Consider the following 19,628-nt stretch of genomic DNA (forward strand, 5'->3'; position numbering starts at 1 on the left):
GCCTGGCGAGAGCCGGGCTGAAGGGCGATTAAGGCGGCAATCGATCATTTATTCTGCTGAAGAACGGTGGTTGGGTCATGCGGGACGGGGGGTCGAATGCGGCGTGCCGCGCGGGATGAGGTGACCCGCACCATCCGGGAGGAGCCCGGCCTGTTACGACGGCTGCCCGCGACCGGGGTCCTCGTCGTCCTGGCGTCATCTGCGCTCAGTCCGGTCCTGGAGGCGGCACTGAGCGGCAGCTCTGTGGCCGAGGCGATCGCCGGTGTTGCGGGGAATGTCGGTAGCGGCTACCTGACGAACCTCATCACCAACGTCGCGGCGCGTGTACGCGGCGGTGGATCGTCCGATCTCGGCGAGGCGAAACAGCTGCTGACCGACGAGCTGCAGGCCGCCCTAGACAGAGGCGATGCCGCCGCGGATGAGTTGAACGGCCTATGCATCTCCCTCATTCACAAGATCGGCGGCCTAGAGGCGGCAACCGATGACCTGCGCAAACATTTGCTGGCTCGTTTCGAAGAGCTCGACGCGCGCGCCCGGGAACGTGACGCCGTACAGCAGCGGCTTGAGCAACGTCGGAACGCCGCACAGCGCCGTCACAACGAGCAGGTCCGGCAAGAGCTTCAGGAGATCCTCGAGCGACTTCGCTTTCTCACCTGGGACGTCGGCGGCCACGCCAGTCCTCCGACTCGCCCGGTGGTCACCCCGATGGTCGTGCCCTCGGGCGCCCGGCCTGGCGCGGGTGCCGACGCCGCGTGGCAAGGCGGCAACGAGCTCACCGTCGGCGACCGTGTCTACCTACTGCAGGGTGTCCTGCTCGACGAGCGGCCGCACCACGACGGAACGGTCTGGCGGCAGGCTCGGGCACTGCGGACGATTCCGCCTGGCGGGCCGGACCGTTACGTCTGGTTGCGACAGGTCCGGGCGAACCTGGACGTACCGGAGGCGCGTCGCGCGCTCTGGGCGCTGGATCGGGAACGCAGGCTCCTGTCCCGGCTCGGCGAACCGCGCCTCAGCCAGTACGCGGCAGATGAGCACATGGCCACCATCGCCGTTGCCTGGCCGACATCGCGACGACACGGCCCTGCCAAGCCGCTCTCCCCTTCTGACCCACCGGGGATGTTCTCCCTGCTCGGCGGCCTGGCAGGGCTGTGTGACACCCTGGCGCGGCTGCACGCGTTGAACGCGACGCATCGTCTGCTGGTACCGGAGCGGATCGTCGTCCACGACGACGGCCGGCTGTCGTTCCTCGACCTTGGCCTGGCAGGCCACGACCCCACGCCCGGCGAGGGCACGTCCGACTATCAGGCACCCGAACAGCGGCGGCGCAGCAGCGCCCGGCCCGGCCCGCATACCGACGTGTACCAGCTCGCCGCGCTCACATACCACCTGGTGACCGGGCATCCGCCCCACCCGCGGACTCCGCTGCCCGTAGGCGGCCAGTCCCCCGGCCTTCCCACGCCTGCCGGCGCGGCCATCGACGCGGCGTTGAGCACCGATCCCGGCGCACGCCCCACTGCCCCCTCGTTCGGCGCCGCGCTCCGGGCGGCTCGTGACCAGCTCTGAGGAATGCATGCTGAACGTCGATCTGCCCGGCCCGCTCGTCCTCGTGCCGAGTTCGAAGCTGGACGCCTCCATCCGCGAGCACCGCGACCGGGCTTGGCTGCCCGCCGGCGCCGAGGCTCTCATCAAGGACTTGAACACCCGCCCGGGCGGCATCCCGGTGACACTGGCCGAGCCAAAGGCCGCCGACAAGGACTGGAGCATGCTCGTTTACGGCCGGACGTACGTCGCCCGGCTGTACGTCTCGGGCCGCGGTGACGCCTACCGAGTCGTATCGGTCCGCCCGTTGTGGAAGACCGACTACCGGAACCTGGTGAACGGCCATCTCATGCTGCGCCCGCACGGCTGGCGTCTCGCGTACGAGCTCCGCCGGGTGCCCGAGGGGATGGACGCGCATTGGCCGACCATCACCCGCGCGTGGCAGGGCCTGCTGGCCGAGCAGGCCGCCCGGCAGGGGGCGTCCCGGCTGGACGACGAGCGATCCGCCTACCTTACGACGCTGAGTGCGCTGGTCGATGCCGAGCAGCGGATACGGGCCGAGACGGCACCGCGGATGTACCCGTACCGGGCGGTCATGCCGGTCGGCGACCGGCGCTACGGCACGAACGCCGTCTACGACTTCGACCTCGTCGGTGGGCAGGTGCCCGAGGAGCGGACGTTCGTGCAAATCCACGGCGAACCGGAGCTACGCGGCCAGGTCACGCGTGTCACCGGTGCCCGCGCCACCGTCCGGTTCCACCAGGCGGTCGGCTGGAATCGAGTTCAGGGCCAGGGTGAGCTGGAGGAGACGCCGAACAGCACCGTCTACGACAAGCAACGCGAGGCGATCGCGGCGCTCCGGGACGGCCAGACGCGTAACCCGGGCCTGCTGCCCGCCCTCGTCGACCACCACGTACGGCCGATCCCCGTCGCCGTCGACCGGCCTCCCGAGCCTCTCGACGAAGACCAGACCGCCGCGTTCCGCAAGGCGCTGCACGTCCCGGACGTGCTGTTGGTCCTCGGCCCGCCCGGAACGGGTAAAACCCGCACGATCAGCCAGATCGCCGACGCCTGCGCCGAGCGGGGTGAACGAGTCCTGGTCACCTCGAACAGCCACCGCGCGGTCGACAACGTGCTGCCCCGGTTGCCGCGGCGCCTCGTCGCGGTGCGTGTCGGCGCCGAGGGTAGCGTGACGAGCGATGGTCAGGCCTACCTGCTGGACCGTCAGGCGTCCGACCTGGTGCAGCAGGTGCTCGCGAACACCTCGCCCGCCCTCGCCGCCTACACGGAACTCCCGCACGCCGAACGCTGGGCGGCGGAGCTCAACGCGAGCCTCGCACGGCAGGCGGCCGCGGCCGAGGAGGTGCAGCGCGCCGAAGCGGGCCTACACGCCGCCCGCCGGGCCGCCGGTAACACGCTGCGGGACCGCATCGCCGACCTCACGGCCGAACTGACCCGCTGTGAGCGCGAGATCGCCCGCGCCCGGGAGCACATCGATCGATGGTCCGCCCGACGGGACCGCACGGCGGCACGCGTCACGCTGCCCGTGGTAGGCCAATTCTTCGACATCCTCGGACGACGGCACGAGCGGCGGGTGGCCGCCGGCCGGCGGCGGCAGCGCGAGGTGGAGGAGGCGGCCGCGCGCATCCGCGCCGAGCTTGCCGGCGCGGAGGAGGAGCTCGAGACCGTCACCCGCGACGACCCCGCCGTACGGAAGGCACGGACGGCGCATGAACAGAGCATTCAGCGGCACGGCCGGTGCCGGGAGGAGGCAGTCGCCGCCGCGCGCTTCCTCCACGAGGCCGTACGCGCGGTTCCCGGCGCGGTGTCGCCTCCGGAGGATCCCGGTGAACTGCGGGAGTGGGCGGCCGAATGGCTACCCGTCCTGGCGGCGCGCGGCAGGCTCCTCGCCGAGTGGCACGAGAAGGTCTCCACCGAGACCGACGATCTGTATCCCGAACTGATCCGCTACGCCGACGTCGTCGCCGCGACCTGCATCGGCGCGGCGTCCCGGCCTGAGCTGGCGGACGTGGACTTCGACGTCGCCATCGTCGACGAGGCCGGCCAGATCGGCACGAACACCGCGCTCGTCCCGCTGGTCCGCGCCCGGCGGGCGGTGCTGGTCGGGGACCACAAGCAGCTCCCGCCGTTCCTGGACACCGAGCTCGAGGAGTGGGGCGCGGCGGACGACGATTCTCGCGTCCGTGACCTGCTCGCCAAGAGCATCCTGGAACTGCTGTGGGACGGCTTCCCCAACAGCCACCGGGTGCTGCTGTCCCGGCAGCGGCGGATGCCCGCCACGATCGGCGACTTCATCTCGGCGGAGTTCTACGGCGGCCGGTTGCGCACGGACGTGCGGCGCGAGCACCGGGACCCGCTGTTCGGCAGCCCGATGACGTTCGTCGACACGTCGGCCCTGCCCGTAGCGCAACGGCGAGAACAGCGTTCCGGCCTCGACCACGTGAAGCTGTCCGGCTACACGAACCCGGCCGAGGCCGAGCTCATCGCCCGGCTGGCCGCGTTCTACCACCGGCTGAAGGTCGAGTGGGCGGTCATCCTGCCGTACAAGGCGCAGGTGAAGGAAGTCAGGGCCCGCGTCGACCGGCTCACCGGGCGCGAGGCGGACACCCTTCTCAATGTCGGCACGGTCGACGCCTTCCAGGGCGGCGAACGCGACGTCATCCTGCACGGCTTCACCCGCAGCAACGAGCGCGGGAACGTCGGCTTCCTGTCCGAACTCCGCCGCGCGAACGTCGCTTTCACCCGGGCCAAGCAGCAACTGGTCCTGGTCGGCGACCTGCGGACGCTGACCGGCGCCCGCGAACCGGGCTTCCGCGCACTCGCCCGATCCCTGCAGGACCACCTGCGCACCCACGGTGAGATCCGCCCGTACGCCGAGATCCGCTCCCTCCTGGAAGACATATGAACGATCGCTTGATCCGGTACGGAGAAGACCGCGCCCTGGAACACGTCGCGTTCGCGTTGGGCCGGACGCCGACCCGCATCATGCGGCTGCTGCTCCCTGTTTACCGCGTCGAGATCGAGGCGACGGTCACCGAGGGCCGTCCGTACGCGCTGATCGACCGTTTTCTCGAACACGGCATTGCCGAGGGCCGCCGGCGGTCCGTCGCGGAGCTGGCCGACTTCTTCTTCCTCGACCCGAACCTCGTGGACCGCGCGATCCGCTTCCTCACCGCGATCGGCCACGTGCGGGAGGCCGGCGGCGTGCTGTCGCTGACCGAGCTTGGGTACCAATCGGTCCGCGACGACAAGCGGTACGAGAGGGTGGAGCGGGACCGGCGCGTCCTGTACTTCGGCGGTTTCGGCTCCCGGCCGCTCAGCCGCCGGTACTACGGCTCCGGCCGCGTCACGTTCCTGTCCCCCGCCGACCATCATGACCGGTTCACGTTGGTGTCTAGTTTCGGGTCCTTCGAGCCGAAGGCGCTCACCGACCTCGCCCGCGATCCGAACCGCGACCACTACAACCTCCCCGGGCGCGTCGACGACCTGCGGGTGCTGCACGCCGAGCAGGTCTTCCTCCCGGCGTACATCGTCCGCACCCTCGAGCCGGAACGCGACCGCTACATCGCCTACACGCAGCTCGGCGAGGAGGACGACGCCGAGATCACCGCGCTGTACGCGGGCACACCCGAGGTCGCGTCGCTGCTGGAACTGGAGGAGAACGCGAGCGAGGGCGGCCTGGACCTCTCCTACGCCCGGAAGTGGCTGGCGAAGAGGGGCCTGGGCGAGTTCGAACCGAAGCGCCGCGCGGATGGAACCTGGCAGGTGGTTCTTCCCGCCAGGGCGTTCGGCCGGGCAGGCGGGGAGAACGGCCTGTCGGCGTTCAAGGTGGGCTCATTCATCGTGCTCGGCAGCGACCTGATTCACGTCTGGTGCCCCGACGAGAAGCTCCAGACCGATGTGCTGCTGAAGCGCATGGACGCCTTCCTCGCCCAGCGGTCGCGCGTCGACGCGAACGACGTCGGGATCCTCCTCTGCCGGCTCACGCGCCAGCTCGAGCTCGGATCGATCGACCTACCGGCCCTCCGCCACATGGCCGCCAACGCCGGCCTCCACGGTCTCGCAGCCCAGCTCTCAGAGGTCTCATAGATCTCCACGCCGATGCAGGCACTCGTCCAGCATGATTCGATCTTGAAGTCCCGCGTGCCACAAACGCTTCATCTACAGGAGATGGCAACCGGTCGACATCATGTACATCTCATAGCTCCCGGGCTGAGCAGACCGTCTTCTTTCCCATCAATGGAGGACAGGCACCGCAGCTCGGCACGTTAGGCGACACAAGGGGTCGTCGGTTCACTACTCTTGTCGGTAGCCGTACCAAGTGACGCTACCCCGCCCGGCTCAACGCTACGAGAGAGCAACCGCGCCGCCCAACTAGTGACGGTGACCTATCCGAGGAAGTGCAGTGGCCGCAGCAGAAGAACAGACCGAAGCGTTTCGCGAGTTCACGCAAAACCTCGACTACGCAAAGAGACTGGTGAACGGGGGTGAGCGACTCGCGCAACTAAAAGTTGGCGCGTTCGACGTCGACGATCTCTATCGAGCAGCCTGGGTGCAGGCAGTGGCCGCCTTGGATCATTGGGTAACACGTGAAATCGTCGACCGCGCAGTCGCCCTCGCCGAGAATCCAAAAGCCGAGCGCCCTTCAGCATTTAATGCACTGACCGTTCCCGTAGAACTATTCGAACAAATTCATCACCACAATCAACCACTTAGCGCTACTTTTCGCGAGCATCTTGAGCAAAAATTTGGCTTCACCAGCTTTCAAAATCCCGACAAGATCAAAGAGGGATTCTCCCATATCAGCAGAATCGATCTCTGGAAAAAAGTAGCGGGCATCCTCAATCAAAATCGCACACCGGCCGACCGAATTAGCGCAAATGAAGTGCGCTCCACGCTTAGGAATATCGCTATACGACGGAACAGAATCGCTCACACAGCCGACCGCGATCCACAGAATCCCGCCAAGAGAGCGGAGATAAGTGCGACCGACGCGTCATTCGCAATAGATTATCTTATGCAGATCGCCAAGGCGATCTCTGATGCATTGGGTCCGATCATTAAGACGAACCCCCACGATGCATCCGCTGAAGGCATCGACCCATCGGAACAGGCCGCATCCAACCCTGCAGGCCACCTACCCGCTCCGAAAACACATAGCCGCTGGAATGAAGAAGACCTCTTTCAACAAATATCGAAAACATGCACACCAAGTGCCACCAATCTACTCATAGCGGTTTACCAACAGGCGCAACGGCATTCCTCCTTCTCAGGGTTTTATTTTGGCGAGGGCAAGAAACCATCAGTCACGGCATGGTTCAATGTCGGAGAAGATGAATCTGCCGCAGTCTGGAGCATCTATACCGACGAAAACAAGTCGGTACTGGCTGTCAACTTCCAGTGGATGCGGGATCGTCGCGCTCTAGCTAAGCGACTGGCTCCACTCGCTGAAACCCTAAGTGCGCTCCCGGAGCTCCACGATCTGCCTAGAGATTTGGTAGCCAAAGACTATAGACGACGCCCTTCGCTGGGAGCGACGATACTATCCGCACCCCACGCCAAAGAAACCTTCCTTAAGGCTTTTGAAAACCTCCTATCCGAGCGTAAGCGCAGACCCTTTTAGATCGCAATAAAAACGAAGCGCGCGAGTTTTACCATCCATATTGGGGTCGTTGGTCTCATCAAATCACCGTCGGGCATCGCCGACGTGCGTCTCGATGAGCCGCCGGCTCCGCCAACTCCGCTTCGCGGCGCGGGCGGCCGACGACGCCTTCCGCAGCCCGGCCAGCTCCCGCTCGTACTTACCAATCATGGCCAGATGAGGACGGGTGGTGCGGCGGAGGGTCGCAAAGCGTCCTGCGCCCGCTTGCGCGACTGCTGGCCCGCCGCGAGTCCGAGGCGCATGGCCGATGGCTTAACCGTACGCGCCGTGATGTGCTCCAGCCCGCCGCAGCCCGTGGCACGATCCTGCTCCGCAGCAAATGCCGGTGCGAGAGGCCCGGATGCGGGCCCCCCCGCCGGACCTCAACGCCTAGAGCCGGCTGCTCCTAGAGGTCAACCACATCGTGGGCCTCACCGACGGGGGCAGCGAGCATCCTGAGCAGTGATCGCACTCTTCCCAACTGCCACCGGGTGAAGACCTACCGAGAGATCCACCACGAGCTCTTCACCACGCTGGCGCCCACGGCCAAGGGGCGCCACGACCGGTGGATGACCAGGAACGACGACGGCTGACCGCAGTAGGACGTCGGTCCCTCAACGGAATCGTGGTCCGCGAGCACCGGTCGTCCGTTTACCTCGCTTGGGATTCAGACACCTACGTCGTCCAAATCCGGAATCACAGCGATGTCCTCCGGATCGAACCTCCCCAGGATTTCCTCGCCCTCGTAATCGATCAGGTCGTTCTGGACCGGTTTGCCCGTGGCCCGCTCGATGAGCGAGATGATTCTCCCCAGGCGTCTGTCGAAGAAGGCGTCGAAGTTATCGGCCCGGAGCTCTGCAGCAGCCACCAAGTGCGTCGCGACGACGGCGTTCAGTTGCGCCGGATTAATGCTCGCCCATTTTTCGATCTTGAACAGGTACGCGGATGGCGCCACGCCACCGATGGCACGGTTTGTGTCAGCTGAAAGCGGGGTCTTGTTGACGATACTCTCCCGCAGCGCCGGGTCGATGCCGTGGTCGATGCACCACTTCGACGGGAAGATGTGGTGAATATCCACCTTGAGGTCTACGTACTGAACCTTGTCGAGCGCTTTGTCGTACATCCAGTCCTTCGCGCCTTGGGACAGTATAAGCGCGTAAATACCCTTGTACGCCGCCGCATTCTTGGTTCGTAGTGACAGCAGGCGGGATGCCGCGAAGGTACAGTCCGCGACGGTCCGGGGCACCGCCGTCTCAATGCCACGCGCCCAGTTGGGCACGGATTCGACGTCACGCACGAAGCGCGTCTCGATCGTCGAGCCGTAGAGCTCACCGAGGATGCCGCACCAGAACCACTGGGCCAGCTTGGCGCGTACGCCGTGCAGGTCGGCGTCGTTGCCGAGGACGACCTTGATCGCCGCAAGCGGGACAAGCTGCTTCGGGTACGGGATGAACTTGGTCTCGAATATGTGGTGGTCAGCGAGGAAGTTCGCGGTCCAGATGAAGGCGTCGCGGACGGGCTGGACCCACTTCAGGTAATCGACGAGGCTGAGCTTGAGCAGGTCTTCCTTCCGGGCGGAGACGGCGCGCGGCCGGTCGGAGGTGTCCTCCTTAGCCCGCTTAAGGGTCGCAAGGAGGCTCACGGCCTGAAGGAAGTCGGTGTTCTCCACCGAGGACAGGACGGGATACGGGGCGAACGCCTGCTGCGTGGCCTGCCAGTCGTCGTTGAGCCGGAAGTCGGTTCCGTGGGTGTCGTAGTACTTCTTGTCGCCGGCAAAGGTAGCCGTGAGGAGTTCGAATACGTTGAGCGGCAGGCCGCCCGTATTCACCTTCTCGAAAACGGTGGCAACAGCCGCCTTGGTGGTCGTCTTGTCGAGTTCAATGGACGGGATTGTGTACTTCAGGCAGGGCTCGATGACCTTTGCGTGAAACGTACTGGCTTGCTCCTTGTCATCGCAGGCGAAGAGCCAGTTGACGGTCTCCGCCCCGGCGAAGAGAAGACGAGCGGGAAAGTATCCCTCGGCGCGCTCGCGCTCAAGGGTGGACAGGTCACGCACGATGTCCTTGCCGAAGTTGCTGCGTAGGACACCGTCGCCGGGCATGGAAATGACCGCTTCGTCCATCCGGTCCTCTCCGAGCAGCGCCGTCTTCATGTGGATGTAGTAGCGGCGGTCCATAAGCTTGCCGCGGCTGTCCTTTGTGTGGACAACGCCGTCACCGGTCAGCGCTTGCGTGAGGGACGTGAGCCGCTGCTGGCCGTCGAGAAGCAGCAGGTTGGGTTCCGTGCCGTCGGGGAGAGTGACGCCATCGATGGCACGCGGCTTGAATCGAATCTGGTCGTTGCCCGTCTCCAGCATCATGACGACGCCGAGCGGATGACCCCGGAGGATGGTGACAAGGAGCTGACGGATGCGCTCGTCATCCCACTTGTAACTACGCTGGAAGTCGGGGAGCTGGATGTATCCGCTCGTCGTCCATTCCAGGTATTTGGCCAGTGGGTGAAGGGGGGTCTGGAAGCCCAAGATCACTATCCCTTTCAGAACTGTGAGTTGAAACGAGGTGCGGGGCGAACGGCGGGGGTCAGTGCGACCGCGCCGCGACCGGGAGGAAGACGCTCGGTTTGCCGTGCCAGGAGACGTACAGGTCGTCTCGGGCGCGGGTGCAGGCGACGAACAGGAGCGAGCGTTCGGCGAGCATGTCGACCTCGTGCTGCATCCGGTCGACGTCGGCCGGGGTGACGGCGGGCTCGAACGGGAAGGCGCGGTCGCCCACGCCGATGGTGGCGACGCAGCGGAACTCCAGGCCCTTCATCGCGTGCATGGTCGCGATCCGCACGCCCTCGTCGGCGGGGTCCGGGCCGTCTTTGAGGGCGACCGCGGGGATGCCGGCGTCGACCAGCCGGTCCTTGGCACGCGCCCCGAACTGGTGGAAGCGCGTGGCGACGGCGATCTCGGACGGCGTGACGCCGTCGTCCACCCAGGAACGAACCTTGGTGACCAGGGCGTCGAGCTCGGCCGCCTGGTTCACAGCCGGGGTGACGGTCGGGCGTCCGCCGTGCAGCGCGGAGCGGTATCCGGCGAGGGTGTCGGAGCCGCCGTCCAGGTCGTCGACCTGCTCGCCGGTCATGATGCCGGACGACCAGGCAAGGATCTCCTGGGTGCTCCGGTAGTTGATCTTCAGCCGGCTCGACCGGCCGATGACGCTGATGCCGAGCGAGCGCAGGGACACGCGGGTGTCGTAGATCCGCTGGTGCGGGTCGCCGGCGATGAACAAGTCGTCCGGTCCCTGAGCGACGACGCCGCGCAGCACCCGCCACTGCGCCGGGTGGAGGTCCTGCGCCTCGTCGACGACCACGTGGTCATAGCGCGGGCCGGCGGTCTTCAGCAGGTCGGCGGCGTCGGCGCACAGCTGCAGGTACGTCCGCTTCCCCTCCGCACCGAGCCGGTGGGTGAACTCCTCGATGGCCCGCCAGACCTGTTCGCGCTGCGCGGCCTGGAGCGAGGCCCCGCGGCCGGCCCGTGACGCGCGGAGGTACTCTTCGATCGAGCCGATGCCCTGGGCGAGGACGACGTGCCGGTACTCGAGCGCCAGGAAGTGCTCGCTCCACGGCAGGTCGAGGCGGCGTACGATCCGCTGCCAGCGCCGGCGGGCGTCCGCGTCCGCGTCGGGCACCAGGAACGGTACGGTGCCGTGTTCGGCGACGACCTGGTGGGCGACGGCGTTCACGGTGGTGATGTCGACGCGTTCGAGCAGCGCCGGGTCGTCGACGAGCAGGGCGAGGTTCTCCCGGAGCGAGTCGGCCAGGGCGTTGGTGAACGTCGTCAGGAGAATCCGGGTGTCGTCGTCCTTCTCCAGCAGGTGCTTCACGCGGTGGAGGGCGACGACGGTCTTGCCGGTGCCGGGCCCGCCGGATACCTGCGCCGGTCCGCTGTACGACGGCCGGTAGGCCACCCGGCGCTGCGCCGGGTGCAGGAAGATCCGCCAGGCGCTGAACGGCCTGGTGAGGATGTCCTCGAGCTCTTTCGGGCCGGACACGAGCGCGATGCGGTCACGGGTGTTGGCGATCGCGGTGGCCAGGTCGGCCGGTTCGGCCGCGGCGGCCTCGGTGGCCGGGCGTCGTACGGACACGACGTCGCGCCAGACCTCGTCCGGACTGTGGCCCTCCGCGAGGTAGAACAGCACCTCGAACTGGTCCTCGGGGAACAGCGTGGCGAACGCCATCAGCTGCGGCTTGTCGATGATCGTGCGTACGGCCGGCAGCACCCCGTCGTCGATGCCGAGGCGGCGCAGCACGGTGTCGGAGTGCTCCTCGAACAGCAGCGACGGCGCCGTCTCGGCCGCGTGCTGGAGCATGGGGGTGAGCTCTTCGATGGCCGCGACGTTGCGCATCTCCAGCCCGCCGGTGGCGGCGTTGACCGTGGCGACCCGCTTTATCGCCCACTCGTACGCGGCGTCGTGCTGCATGACGCGCAGCAGCAGGAACGTCTCGCTTCCGTCGTCCGGGGCGAGGACCACGCCCCGCCAGAACCCGGTGATCCGGATGCTGCGCATCCGCGGGTCGCGCGCCTTGGCCACGGGCTCCAGGTGCAGGCCCTTGTCGGCGTGCAGCTCGGCGACGGTCAGCCGCTGGAACTTGTCTACCGCGTCCCGGACGCCCTGCTTCACCGGCTTCTCCAGGCGCTCGTACTCCTGGAGGAAGCTGATGGCGAATGCGAGCTGTGGCACTGATCCCCCCGGGCGACGCCATTGACCGTTATGCGAAAAACACAGGGTAATTGATCGATGACGAATCTTCAGCACAGCGCGCCGACGAATCGCCCTTTCAGCCCCACGATGTCCATATCTGGTCACGGACATAAAAGCCATAACGGTCGGGCCGGCTTCCGACGACCCCGCTGCATCGCCTTGCATTGCCTTGACGTCGCGTTAAGAGGTGGATTAACCGTAGGACGCTAGAGCCGGATGAGCCGACGCGCGGAGAGGCATCCCACGAGACCGTGGACCGAAACAATCATCAGGGCGGTTACGCGGAGGCCCTCGTCCGGGTGCTGAGCGCCGCCGCCGGCCTGCGGCTCGCCAAGCCGGAGCCCGACCTTGACGGCATCGACTTCTGCCTGTGGCCCGATCGCGTCGGGGCGCTCAGAGGCGCGCGGTCGACGCCCATCAACGTGCAGGTGAAGTCCGACTCGGTCGCGGCCGGGAACACCACCCACTGGCACCACAACCTCAAGGTCCCGCACTTCAACGCCCTCGCCGATCCGGAGACGACCTTCCCGACCTACCTCTTCCTGGTGATCGTCCCGCCGGAGCCAGGCCAGTATGTCAGCATGCACCCGGACGGCCTGCTGTTGCGCAAGAGCGTGTACTGGCATTCGCTGGCGAACGAGAAGCCGGTCGTGACCGCGAAAAAGGACGCGAAGACAAGGGTCGACATTCCCAAGACCAATCTGCTGACCGTAGATTCGCTTCGTATGCTGGTAAGCGCTGCCGACCCTGGTGGGGGACCGCCGTGACCGCGAGCCGCGCCGAGCTGGAGCGCCTCACGCCCGACGACATCGGGCGTTACCTGCGTACCTCCGGGTGGCGGCCGGTCGGGGACCTGAACGGCCGCGCGACGATCTGGACCTTGGAGCAGGACGAACTCGAAGTGGTCGTCCCGGTCTCATCCCGGTTCCGCGACTACCCGCAGCGGGTCAACGACGTGATCCGTACGCTCGCCGAAGCCGAATCCCGTCCCGAATCGCAGATCATCCACAGCGTCACCGCGTCGCACGTCGACCGGCAGTACATCCGGACGTTCCCCGACGCCCCGTCGGGCATGATCTCGGCCGCCGACGCCGCCGAGGCGTTTCAAGGCGTACGCGAGCTGCTGATCGCCGCCGCGTACGCCGAGGAGACCCGCCGCAGCGAACTCGTCCTGCCGCGCCGCAAGCCCCGGATCGTCGAGGAGTTCCCGACGCGCACGCTCGTCACCACCGGTCCGGGCAGCTTCGTCATCGCCACCCACATCGAACTGCCGCGGGGCGACACGCTCTTCCCCGAGTCCCCTTTCGAGCGCCGGGCGCTGGTCAAGCTGCGGGAGATGCTGCTCAGCACACGGTCCGCCGCGGCGGAGGCCAACGAGGTCGCCGATCTGTCGCCGTTCACCGAGCGCGTCGACGAGGGGATATCGACGACGCTCTGCCGCGGGTTGGCCAGGCTGGGCGGCACCGATCGTGATCGACCCGTTGAGATGTGGTTCGCCTGGGCCGGCAACGAGGAGGCGGATCTGCCCGGCGCGCCCATCCGCTTCGAGGCGGAGCAGATCACGATGCTCAGGCACGCCGCCGAGGATCTGGGCCGGAAGGAGACCACCGAGCAGGCCGTGGTTCACGGCCTGATTCAGGGACTTCGCCGGGAGGGTCCCGACCAGCCTGGATGGGCGGTCGTACGAGGCAGCGTCAGCAGCAAGCGCGGCGACCTGCAACGGCAGGTCTGGGTGGAGCTACCGGCCGACGACTACGATCGCGCCCTGCGCGCCCACGGTCAGGGCCTCCACGTTCGTGCCGCCGGCGTCCTCAGACGCACTGGCCGCCGCACCGAGCTGACATCGCTCACTCTGTTCCGGGTGCTGCCGACCTGAGCGGACGCCGTCCCCGTCGGACGACGCCGGTGTGGAGCGCGGATTCCCGGATTCCGGGACGGGATCGACGCTGTCCGGCGGGTTCACCAGCCGATTCGGGCCGCCACCGGGAGGTGATCGCTGCCGGTGGCCGGGAGCACCCACGAACGTACCGGCCGCACGCCTCGGACCAGGATCTGGTCGACCCGCACCATCGGGAACGTCGCCGGCCAGGTGAAGCCGAAGCCGTCCCCGGCCACGTCCTGGGCCGAACGCAGCCGCGCGGTGATGCCGGCGAACACGCGGTCGTCCATGGTGCCGTTCAGGTCGCCGAGCAGCACGATCCGCTTGTTCTGCTCGGCGGCGACGGCCTTGGCGAGCGCGTGCGCACCGGCGTTCCGCTCGCTCGTCCAGAAGCCACGCCGGGGCATCACCCGTACGGACCCCAGATGGGCCACGTACACCGCCAGCGGCCCGTGGTCCGTGGCCACGGTGGTACACAGCGCCCGGATCTTGTTCATCGCCGGGTCGCCGCCGATGTCGAGCGGCCGGGTGTCCGACAGCGGCAGCCTGCTCCACAGCCCGACGTTGCCTTGGATCGTGTGGTACGGGTACGCCTCCCCCAGCACCTTCTCGTAGGTGACCGTTGCCTGCCGGGCCCGTAGCTCGGTGGGGTCGACCAGTAGCCGCGCGTCGTTCTGCGCCAGCTCCTCCAGCGCCACCATGTCCGCCCCGGATGCGATCAGGTCGCGGGCGGTCCCGGCCGGGTCGGCGTTGCCGGCGCTGACGTTGTGGCTGACCACGGTTAGGTCGCCGCCCGGGTGAGACTTGTCGCTGAGCAGCCCGCCGAAGAGGGCCGGCCACACCGTTACCGGCAGCAGCAGCGCGGCCACCGCGGAGGCGGAGCGGCGCCAGAGCGCCCCGGCCAGCAGCACCGGGATGAACACGCCGAACCACGGCAGGAATGTCTCCACCAGGCTACCGAGGTTCCCGATCCCGTTCGGGATCTGCGCGTGCAGCAGCATGACCAGGCCCAGCAGCAGCGCCAGCGCGGCGAGGACCAGGCCGCGCTTCCACGGCCCCGGCCGGCAGCCGATGCGGATCGCCCGGCGGATACCCGCGCGCCCGGCACTGGAGCCGGTATCCGGGCGGCCGGCGCCGCCCTGTCCGGCCTCCGCCGTGTCCACCTGCGCCGTCGTCTGTTCTCGCTCACTGCCGGTCACTGCTGCATCCCCCGTTCTCGCCAGATCCCCAGTCAACGCAGTGTGGTGTTGCCGGCGTGTATGCGGTTTTCGATATGCCGGCGATATGCGCCCGGCACTCAGGGTCTCCTCTCCGGGCGGACCGGCCGTCACTTCCCACCGGGCGTCCGCGGCCGTGTCTCCTTCACCCGCTTGCGTCCGCGTGACGACGGCTTCTCCTCCGGCTCCGGCCGGACCAGGATCCTGAGGGTCTCCCGGGCGTCCCGGCGGCGCCACGCCTTCTTCGAGCGAGCGGCCGTGAGCGCGACGACGGCGATCGCGCCGGCTTTGATCAACGCAGGCAGGCCCCGGGTCGCCACCAGGGTGGTCAGGCTCGTGAGCACCGACGTCGCCGTCATCGGTCGTCCCCCGGCCGTGCTCCGTACGACGCCGGCAGCGCACCGGTCAGGAGCAGCGGCGAGAGCTGGTCGCGCAGCTCCCCGGCACGGCGGCTGATCTCGGCGTGGACGGCCATCTTCTCGTCGAGCGCGCTCAGGACGCCACCGATCGACTCCTGTACGGGCATGGGGGGAAGGACGAGCGGTAGCTGCCGGATCGTCTCGGTGTTGATGCTGTGGATCGTCGACTTCAGCGAGTTCTGCTCGACCCATTCCCGTACGAGCGGGTTCCGTAGGTAGTGCAGGAGATAGGCGGGATGCACGTGCTCCCTGTCCGGGCGGATCCGCAGGCAGGCCGTGTTGAACAGTGAGCCCGCGTGCTCCACGCCGACGAGCGCGTACCGGCCGATGCTGGCCGTCCGGACACCGACGATGTCTCCGGGCTCGAGCCAATAATTCCTCAGCCGTTCGGCCCTCTCCTCGGAGACGTAGGCGGGTTTCTCCGCGACGATCCGGCCCTCGACGATGTTCTTGGGGACGATCAGCGGTACGCGGGCCCCGCCGGTGCCCGGCCTTCGCCGGGTGCGGGCCGCTCCGCCGGACGGCCCGGCCATCACCTTGCAGAACGTCTTCAGCGGCTCCGTCTGCCAGCCGTCGGGCACGTCTCCGATCAGGGTCCTCATCGGAGCACCTCACTCACCTGGTCGTCGACGAAGGCGTCCACCTCGGCCGCCCGGCGATGCAACTTCTTCAGCTCCTCGTGGAGCCGGCGCACCTTCTCCTCGGCGTACGGGTCGGAGCTCGGCTCGGCGGTGACGTACCTGCTCGCCGCGAGGCTGCACGCCAGGTCCACGATGGTCGCCGCCGAGGCGACAGCGGCGAATCCCGCACTGCCCTTGTACGCCGGGCCGAGCCGCCGCCACTCCTCGTACACTCCGGCGATCTTGTCGATGTCCTCCGGCCTCAGGACCCGGTGTTTGCGATCGACCTTGACGCCCAGCTTCCTCGCGTCGATGAACAGGACGCGGCGGGAGTCGTCCGAAGGGCCGCTCCGCAGCAGCCAGAGCGTCACGGGCACGGGCGTCGACCGGAAGAGCTGCTCGGGAAGCATGATGAGGCAGTCCACGACGCCTTCCTCGACCATCTTTCGGCGGATGCCGTTCTCGTGGGTGTTGGCGGAGACCGCCGCGGTGTTCGGCATCAGCATGGCCGCCCGCCCGCTCGGAGACAGCTTCGCGACGGCGTGCTGCAGCCAGCCATAGTTGGCGTTGTGCCGGGGCGGAGGCCCGAAACGCCGCCACCGCGGATCGTCCGCCGGATCACCCCGGCTCCAGTCCCGCATGTTGAACGGCGGATTGGCGAAGATGACGTCGAAGTCCCCGGTGCGGGAGGGGTCCTCGCGCAGCGCACTGCCCCGCCGGAGCTCCGTGACCGTCGTCAGGTTGTGAATTGCCAGGTTGAGCGTGGCGATCCGTAGCGACCGCACGCTCATCGTCTGCCCGCCGAACGAGAGCGACGGCGACGTGCCACCCCGTTCCTCGACGTGGGCGGCGGCGCCGGCCAGGAACGCGCCGTCCCCGCAGGCCGGGTCGTAGACGTGGTCACCGGTCTCGGGAGCGAGCAGGCGGACCGCCAGCTGGACGATGGAGTCCGGGGTGTGGAACTCCCCGCCGCGTACGCGATCGTCCGTGGCGAACCCGTCGAGGAGCGCACGGCACACGACGGCCGCCCGTGTCATGGTCGGCGACGCGTCCCGGCGCTCGCCGACGCAGACGTCTTCGAGGATCCGCACGACCTCGGCGAGTTGCCGGTCCGTCCAGATCTTCAGGTGGACGTTCCGCACGGCGTCACGGACGACGGGGTATCGCTTCTCGTGCTCGCCGAGGGCTCGTGCCAGGACCGTCCCGAAGGGGAGCGGCGCCGCCTGACGGGCCGCCCGCGCCAGCGACACCCAAAGCCGCGGATCGTGGCGGCGCAGGTGGAGCAGCACGAGCAGCAGCTCCTCGTAAGACTCCGGGTCCCCCTCACCGCGCCACTTCTCCAGGTCCGGCAGGAGATCCCGGGGCGGCTTCCACGCCGAGTCGGCCGCCGAGCGCCCCGCCGCCTGCGCGGGTTCCGGGTTCTCCGTCTGTGGTATCAGGCCGAGGCTCCGGGCGAATCGCTCCCCGTAGGTAGTGCCGGCGGGTTCACCAGGCCGCAGCACGTTCGCCGGAATCGGCCGGCGCATGAGCCACCGTGCCATCGCCTCGATCTCGTAGCGGTCTCCCTCATCGACCGGCGGGGGGAAGTCGGCATGCCGCTTCTCCCAATTGTTCACAGCTGGCCTGCCGACACCTGCCGCCTTGGCGATCTCGGCCTTTGACAAGCGCCTACCACTCGCGTCTACCATCGCATCCGCTCCCCTGCCATCTCGTCCAGCGAGAACGAAGCTAGCGCGTAGCCGAGACAGGCCGCCACTGCGCACCGCTGTGCGCTGGAAGTGTGAACTCTCCCTCGCGGCGGACTCCGTGAGTCGCACGCGCGATTGCGGCACTCCCCCGATGGCCAAGCGCCCCGCCGGAACGTCGCTGCGCGGAACGATCGGCCGTCGGCCGCTGACCGAGCGAACGGTCGCGCTGCTGCTTCACGGGCGATAGCAGAACGTTCCGCTATGGAACGTTCTGCGGGAGACCGGATACCGACATACTGCTGGCAGTGTGATTCGATGCCGGATCGCAGACGGGGCTCCTCCATGGACATCAGCGCGGTGCTGACAGTCGCCACCCAGGCGGCGGGCGCGTCGGGAATGGTCACGGTGTCAACCCGTGCGGCCCGCTGGATGCGGACAAGAGCACGATTCCGAGATCAGGCCAATGTCGCCCGTGAGCTGCTAGGTCTCCACCAGAGTAAGCTCATCGCCTATCGGCACGACTCGAAGCACGTCCTGTACGGCGGCACGGAGACCCTCCACCCCGACAATCTCCACAGCCTCGCCGCCGCGAGCGGCAACGCCTACGTGGCCGCACAGCAGGCCGGACGTCTTCGCGTCGAGGATGAGATCCTCGCCCACGCCGCCCACGACCTCGTGCTCATCGGCAGCCCTACCTCCGAAGGGCTCTCTCGGCTGCCGTTCGGGTACGCGCCGGACGGCGGCCCTGATTCCCTGGCCGTCGACCAGATACCGCTCGACCTGCCGTTCCGCTGGGTCATCTCCAAGAACGAGATCGCCGACTCGGCCGTGGCTCGGAGACTGGTCGCCGGCCGGAGCCTGGTCGAGCGCCCGAACTGGCGCATCGCCGGGCCGAACCGGCTCTACGTGCCGCGGGTCGACGAGAACGGTCTCCTCTTAGAGGACTATTTGCTCGTCGCTAAGGTACGGAATTACCTGTCCCAGAGCGCGATCGACGAAGGCCACTTCATCGTCAGCTTCGGTGGCAGTCACGGAACAGGCACTCGCGCCCTGGAGCTCCTCTTCAAGGACCGCGAGGTCCTGAGCAGCATCGCCGACCGGCTTCGACAGCGCCCGGCCGCCTTCCAGATGCTGCTGCGGGTGAGCGATGTCAAACACGACCGTACGGTTGGCAGCTACGCCCGTAAGATCGAACTCGTCGACGACCCGATCATCCTCCCCGATCACGACTCGATCTGGCGCACTGCGACCGCTCAGAGGGGCATCCATGGCAGCTCAACGGCGCAACCGGACCCGCCCTGAGATCAAGTTCGCGCCGAGGGAGGTCTTCGACCAGCTCCTGGAGTGGAGCGTCATCCCGACGTTCGACCTCGTCGTCGAGCTGCCCGATGAAGCCGGCGTGGTCCTGGTCCGCCGGACCATCGCGCCATACGAGAACTGCTGGGCCCTCCCCGGCCTGCGAATGTTCAAAGGTGAAGGCATCGACGACGTCATCGCCCGCATCGCCGAGGACGAGCTGGGCGTCGAGGTCGACGTCGACGGCAAACGCTTCCTCGGCCAGTACGTCGGCCGATTCAAGACCGAGAACGAGCGCCAGGACCTGTCGTCGGGCTACGTCGTGAAGGCTTTCAGCAGCGAGCTTCGGATCAACACCGCCCACTTCTCCGGCCATCGGGTCATCAAGAAGCACAGCGAAGTGCCGCCTTCCACGGGCGCGATGTACCGGTTCTACCTCTCCCGGTACTTCGACGCCGAGTAAGGCCGACAGCCAATCCCGCGACCGACGGGGCCTGCGGCGCCGACCGCGCCGAGCATGCTCGCCATCGCGCAGAAGCGCTCCAGAGCCGAACGTTCGCGCC

General features: G+C 67.5%; 15 protein-coding genes. 8 read left to right on the plus strand and 7 right to left on the minus strand.

Annotation, left to right across the window (positions count from 1 at the left end):
- Window positions 1-120: 120 nt before the first annotated feature.
- From AB0L00_RS11000 to AB0L00_RS11015, 4 genes are all read left to right on the plus strand, one after another.
- Window positions 121-1,563 (plus strand): hypothetical protein, encoded by a 1,443-nt coding sequence (locus AB0L00_RS11000; RefSeq protein ID WP_364431391.1) that lies wholly within the window; start codon window positions 121-123, stop codon window positions 1,561-1,563.
- 7 nt (window positions 1,564-1,570) lie between these two features.
- Entirely contained in the window at window positions 1,571-4,465 is a 2,895-nt protein-coding gene (locus tag AB0L00_RS11005; protein WP_364431394.1) for an AAA domain-containing protein, read from the plus strand.
- Window positions 4,462-5,649, plus strand: coding sequence for a hypothetical protein (locus tag AB0L00_RS11010; protein ID WP_364431397.1), 1,188 nt, complete (start codon window positions 4,462-4,464; stop codon window positions 5,647-5,649). The genes AB0L00_RS11005 and AB0L00_RS11010 overlap by 4 nt, the downstream gene beginning before the upstream one ends.
- 316 nt (window positions 5,650-5,965) lie before the next feature.
- The gene (locus AB0L00_RS11015) at window positions 5,966-7,183 is read left to right on the plus strand and encodes a hypothetical protein (protein ID WP_364431399.1); all 1,218 of its coding nucleotides are present in this window, start codon (window positions 5,966-5,968) and stop codon (window positions 7,181-7,183) included.
- Window positions 7,184-7,246: 63 nt separating this feature from the next.
- On the opposite strand, the gene AB0L00_RS11020 is transcribed toward AB0L00_RS11015, so the two are convergent.
- The 3 genes from AB0L00_RS11020 to AB0L00_RS11030 form a co-directional block, all read right to left on the minus strand.
- Window positions 7,247-7,372, minus strand: coding sequence for a hypothetical protein (locus AB0L00_RS11020; RefSeq protein WP_364431401.1), 126 nt, complete (start codon window positions 7,370-7,372; stop codon window positions 7,247-7,249).
- 496 nt (window positions 7,373-7,868) lie between these two features.
- On the minus strand, window positions 7,869-9,722 hold the full coding sequence (locus tag AB0L00_RS11025) for a DUF262 domain-containing protein (protein ID WP_364431404.1): 1,854 nt from the start codon (window positions 9,720-9,722) through the stop codon (window positions 7,869-7,871).
- A 58-nt stretch (window positions 9,723-9,780) separates the two neighbouring features.
- Window positions 9,781-11,925, minus strand: a complete 2,145-nt coding sequence (locus tag AB0L00_RS11030; protein WP_364431406.1) for a DEAD/DEAH box helicase — start codon at window positions 11,923-11,925, stop codon at window positions 9,781-9,783.
- A 272-nt stretch (window positions 11,926-12,197) separates the two neighbouring features.
- Between AB0L00_RS11030 and AB0L00_RS11035 the strand changes: the two genes are divergently transcribed.
- On the plus strand, window positions 12,198-12,713 hold the full coding sequence (locus AB0L00_RS11035; RefSeq protein ID WP_364431408.1) for a DUF4365 domain-containing protein: 516 nt from the start codon (window positions 12,198-12,200) through the stop codon (window positions 12,711-12,713).
- Window positions 12,710-13,822, plus strand: a complete 1,113-nt coding sequence (locus AB0L00_RS11040) for a hypothetical protein (RefSeq protein ID WP_364431410.1) — start codon at window positions 12,710-12,712, stop codon at window positions 13,820-13,822. The genes AB0L00_RS11035 and AB0L00_RS11040 overlap by 4 nt, the downstream gene beginning before the upstream one ends.
- A gap of 83 nt (window positions 13,823-13,905) precedes the next feature.
- Here AB0L00_RS11040 and AB0L00_RS11045 read toward each other — a convergent pair whose 3' ends face one another.
- From AB0L00_RS11045 to AB0L00_RS11060, 4 genes are all read right to left on the minus strand, one after another.
- Window positions 13,906-15,024 (minus strand): endonuclease/exonuclease/phosphatase family protein, encoded by a 1,119-nt coding sequence (locus AB0L00_RS11045; protein WP_364431412.1) that lies wholly within the window; start codon window positions 15,022-15,024, stop codon window positions 13,906-13,908.
- A gap of 128 nt (window positions 15,025-15,152) precedes the next feature.
- Entirely contained in the window at window positions 15,153-15,401 is a 249-nt protein-coding gene (locus tag AB0L00_RS11050) for a hypothetical protein (RefSeq protein WP_364431415.1), read from the minus strand.
- Entirely contained in the window at window positions 15,398-16,063 is a 666-nt protein-coding gene (locus AB0L00_RS11055) for a restriction endonuclease subunit S (protein WP_364431418.1), read from the minus strand. Before AB0L00_RS11055 ends, AB0L00_RS11050 begins: the two co-directional genes overlap by 4 nt.
- Window positions 16,060-17,697, minus strand: a complete 1,638-nt coding sequence (locus AB0L00_RS11060) for an N-6 DNA methylase (protein WP_364431421.1) — start codon at window positions 17,695-17,697, stop codon at window positions 16,060-16,062. Before AB0L00_RS11060 ends, AB0L00_RS11055 begins: the two co-directional genes overlap by 4 nt.
- A gap of 387 nt (window positions 17,698-18,084) precedes the next feature.
- On the opposite strand from AB0L00_RS11060, the gene AB0L00_RS11065 reads away from it, so the two are divergent.
- Window positions 18,085-19,071: a hypothetical protein gene (locus AB0L00_RS11065; protein WP_364431424.1), complete on the plus strand. Its 987-nt coding sequence runs from the start codon at window positions 18,085-18,087 to the stop codon at window positions 19,069-19,071.
- Window positions 19,037-19,528 (plus strand): NUDIX domain-containing protein, encoded by a 492-nt coding sequence (locus AB0L00_RS11070; RefSeq protein WP_364431427.1) that lies wholly within the window; start codon window positions 19,037-19,039, stop codon window positions 19,526-19,528. Before AB0L00_RS11065 ends, AB0L00_RS11070 begins: the two co-directional genes overlap by 35 nt.
- Window positions 19,529-19,628 lie beyond the last annotated feature (100 nt).

This window comes from Actinoallomurus sp. NPDC052308, assembly GCF_040679195.1.
In the GTDB taxonomy this organism is placed as follows: domain Bacteria; phylum Actinomycetota; class Actinomycetes; order Streptosporangiales; family Streptosporangiaceae; genus Actinoallomurus; species Actinoallomurus liliacearum.

Coding starts and splice junctions, on each gene's coding strand:
- AB0L00_RS11070 (WP_364431427.1), top strand. CDS start 19,037: ATGGCAGCTCAACGGCGCAACCGGACCCGCCCTGAGATCAAGTTCGCG.
- AB0L00_RS11020 (WP_364431401.1), bottom strand. CDS start 7,372: ATGATTGGTAAGTACGAGCGGGAGCTGGCCGGGCTGCGGAAGGCGTCG.
- AB0L00_RS11005 (WP_364431394.1), top strand. CDS start 1,571: ATGCTGAACGTCGATCTGCCCGGCCCGCTCGTCCTCGTGCCGAGTTCG.
- AB0L00_RS11010 (WP_364431397.1), top strand. CDS start 4,462: ATGAACGATCGCTTGATCCGGTACGGAGAAGACCGCGCCCTGGAACAC.
- AB0L00_RS11055 (WP_364431418.1), bottom strand. CDS start 16,063: ATGAGGACCCTGATCGGAGACGTGCCCGACGGCTGGCAGACGGAGCCG.
- AB0L00_RS11050 (WP_364431415.1), bottom strand. CDS start 15,401: ATGACGGCGACGTCGGTGCTCACGAGCCTGACCACCCTGGTGGCGACC.
- AB0L00_RS11065 (WP_364431424.1), top strand. CDS start 18,085: ATGCCGGATCGCAGACGGGGCTCCTCCATGGACATCAGCGCGGTGCTG.